Raw genomic sequence first — 3,288 nt, forward strand, 5'->3', positions numbered from 1 at the left:
ACACTGCTGCTGTTTGATTGGCTTTTTTGACTACCGATGGTGGCTTGGATGCGGGTGTTGCCTACGCCTTTTAGATTACCATCTAGTAGATCGTACCCTGCACTGTTCGCTTCTTTAGCGAGTGCTTTGGTCTTGAGGGTGGCGGCAAAGGTAATCAGGAAGTCGCCATCAGCATCTGTCTGACTCTTTAGAGCATTACCAACATAGATGCTGGCAATTTGGCTGATGCCTGTGCAGTTAAATAAAAAACAAGAAGCAAAAGCATAAGAAGCATGGTCTCTATATTTAATTTCCTTAATAGTTGTGAAGTATTCGAGGCATGTGCTATTGTTTTGTAAAAATTAGCATCGTCCCTCGGTAAAAGCTTTATTTTATATTTGAAAGGATTACTTACAGAGTAGTGCTTAGTTTACGGGCTTTGATAAGCTAATGGTGGCTTGAATACGAATTATTATACGTTCCAAGCTCCCCAAACCTAAATATTAATTTTTTATCTACCTATGGTAAATAAAATTTTTCAATTACTTTTAGTTTAAGATTTCTAATATCGAGCTTACATATTTCTGAAAAGAGTTCGTTGTATTCGAAGAAAGTAATTAACCGCCACTTATCATTATTCGAGTCAGTATTATTTAACCAACATATATACATCTCAAGTCCATCAAATTTTTCTATATATTCTTCCTCATTGATGTATTTTCTAAAGCTGACCCAAGTGCCATTTGACTCCTTAAGGATTTTATTAAAAATATAATCAGAATTTTTTTCGTATGCCAATTTATTTATAGCAGAATTAAATTTATAGAGAATATCTATATATAATGTAGTATAACTATCATTATCCATCCTTTATTTCCTTATTAATTATAAATATCAATATACCTAACTACCTATCAAGAACTAAAAAGTCAATTTAATTTTTTTTTTTTTTTTATACACTGTTATTATTTTGTTACTTATCGGTAATTCCATGAGAATTTTTATTAAAAAACCACTTTTCAAATTAATATATTTGAAAGACTATCTTAACAAGATAATGTTTCCATATTAAATATTACTATTTTAGAAAAGCATGTTTTATTTTCAAAAAATGCAATCAGACGCCAATGTTTATTTTCCATATTTATTTCATTTAGCCAACATATAGAAACATCTAATCCATCATAATCGTTTATATAAGTATCGTAATCTATATACGTCCTAAAATCAGTCCAAGTTCCTTTGGGATTTTCAAAGATTTTTGTAAGAATTAAATGTGCATCTAGATCAGAAACAAAGTGGTTTTGAACTAACTCAAATTTCAACGTTAAATCATATTTATCTATGTAATTCATACTATTTCCTTCCTTACTGAACAAAAGATTTTATATGATCAATTTCTGCTTGAGATGCAGACTGTCGTTTTTTACCAACTAGTTTCTGATGCGCTGCGTTTGAACGATTGTTAACTGTTGTTACTACGTTGCCTTTAGAATTAATAATATGCTCTCTGCCATTAGTCCCTCTAATAACATATTCACCATTATTTTGTATATATATATCAGAATTTTTAGCTTTCTGAAGATCGTTAGTGGCTTGCGCGACAGCCCTACCGTTTGCCTGACCATCTTTGGCGTGTCCAGACTTAGTTAATCCTTGAGGTTTACGCTCAACTTCAACTCTGTGTAAGTCTTTACCATACGTTTTCTCATTTATCTTATCAATAAAATCAGCTTTAGCATTTTGTCCTAGGCTACGTTGAATTTTACCTTGTGCTAAGTTACGTATGTTGTATGCATTACCGTTAGAACGTTCTACGAGACCTATAGAACCTTTATTTTTAGCAATAGTCTTTTTAGCATCATCTGTATTTACTTCTAAAAGTTGATTGTTAAATCTATTGATCTCATTCGAGCATTGTACTGCGTTAAAATTGTTTTCACATACATTAACTAATTTCAATTGTTGTTCTTTATCAAGACCCTCGAAATAATCATTATTTCGTCTAATGCATGCTTGATCGCCATCACAACGATTTAGTTCCCAAGCCCATTTATTAATCTGTTTATGCGTCAAATAGTTATTCTGCGTCTGACTAAAACTACTAGCCGTACTCGCAGTATCACCACCTACTACTGCACCAGCCGCTGCTGATAAACCTAATAAAAGTGCGCCGCGAGTGGTCTCATCAACGCCTTGCTTCTCTAAATACTTATCTACTGCTGGAACAGAAACTGCTGTCGTTCCACTGGCTAATGCACCTTCTACACTACCTGTTGCAATAGCGCCAACTAACGTATGTAGCGCAACGCGATAAGCGCCACCTTCTGCCCATTTATCAGCAGCATCAACGTTCCCACTATCAATCATTACAAATTGCATATAGCTCGAAACATCCCCAACCGCCTTTGGCGCTTCCTTGCCAAACTCCTGCGTAATCTGCGTCTGCGCGCCAAGCTCCTCATTCACTCGATTGGCATCAAAGTTATTCTCAAGGATGCCTGCATACTCTGCGCGGTTGTCCGTGGTGATGTCTTTATTGCCCGCAATGCCTGTAATACCAGCATGAGTCACACTGCTATCACTGTCACTGTCACTGTCACTGTCACTATCTGTGCCATAACCTAGGCCGTTCATATTGGCTTGTGGTTTATTATTGGTATTACCCACACTGACACCGACTTGGATGGCATCACCGTCATAACTGGTGGTGTTCTCGATGTCTTGCGTCGTGATGCCGCCAAGACTTTCGTAGTTATTACGTCTTGCGTCACGAGCGGCTTCGGTCGTGGTAATTGCCCCACCTATGAGTGTGGTTTTGCCCTTAGCAGTGAGATCAAGACCGCCATCTCCTGTAAAAAGTCCAGACTGCTCACCAACGGCTTTGTAGTCAGAATTAAGATTGGTCTTGCCACCATTGACCGAAAGGCTGGAACCTGCACCACCGCCTGCTATATCGATATCAGCATTAAAGCCCATGTTCTTTTGTTTGCTGTCGTAGGTAGCAGTATCTTGTAGTGACTCTATCTTGACATCACCACCGATAGCGCCTTGGGCGCGACCTGTGTTAATGACACCACCTTTGATGTTGACATCTCGGCCAATGTCAAAGGTAGTGGTACCGCCAACGTTGATTTGGCTGTTGGCATAAGTGGTGCTGTCACTGTTGGCAAACCCTTTAGCACGGCTCGCGCTGGCAGTGATGCCGCCACTAGTGTTTTGACCAAAGCTGGCATAACCACCAATAGCGGTACTTGAGCTTTTGTTATTACTACGGGTATTGCTGTTTTGTGCCACGGCATTGACGTT

The 3,288-nt window shown here is 38.1% G+C and carries 3 protein-coding genes; all 3 read right to left on the bottom strand.

All coding sequences use genetic code 11. The features are described from left to right. Nucleotides 1-498: 498 nt before the first annotated feature. The gene (locus JMY02_RS13435; RefSeq protein ID WP_201599159.1) at nt 499-846 is read right to left on the bottom strand and encodes a hypothetical protein; all 348 of its coding nucleotides are present in this window, start codon (nt 844-846) and stop codon (nt 499-501) included. Between the two features lie 179 nt (nt 847-1,025). Beyond that, nucleotides 1,026-1,334 carry a hypothetical protein gene (locus tag JMY02_RS13440; RefSeq protein WP_201599160.1) on the bottom strand — a complete coding sequence of 103 codons (309 nt, stop codon included), beginning with the start codon at nt 1,332-1,334 and terminating at the stop codon, nt 1,026-1,028. Nucleotides 1,335-1,347: 13 nt separating this feature from the next. Continuing rightward, a partial coding sequence (locus tag JMY02_RS13445; protein ID WP_201599161.1) for a hemagglutinin repeat-containing protein occupies nt 1,348-3,288 on the bottom strand: 1,941 nt, incomplete at its 5' end.

Origin of the sequence: Psychrobacter vallis (genome assembly GCF_904846715.1) — a bacterium.
Lineage (GTDB): Bacteria > Pseudomonadota > Gammaproteobacteria > Pseudomonadales > Moraxellaceae > Psychrobacter > Psychrobacter vallis.

Coding starts and splice junctions, on each gene's coding strand:
- JMY02_RS13435 (WP_201599159.1), bottom strand. CDS start 846: ATGGATAATGATAGTTATACTACATTATATATAGATATTCTCTATAAA.
- JMY02_RS13440 (WP_201599160.1), bottom strand. CDS start 1,334: ATGAATTACATAGATAAATATGATTTAACGTTGAAATTTGAGTTAGTT.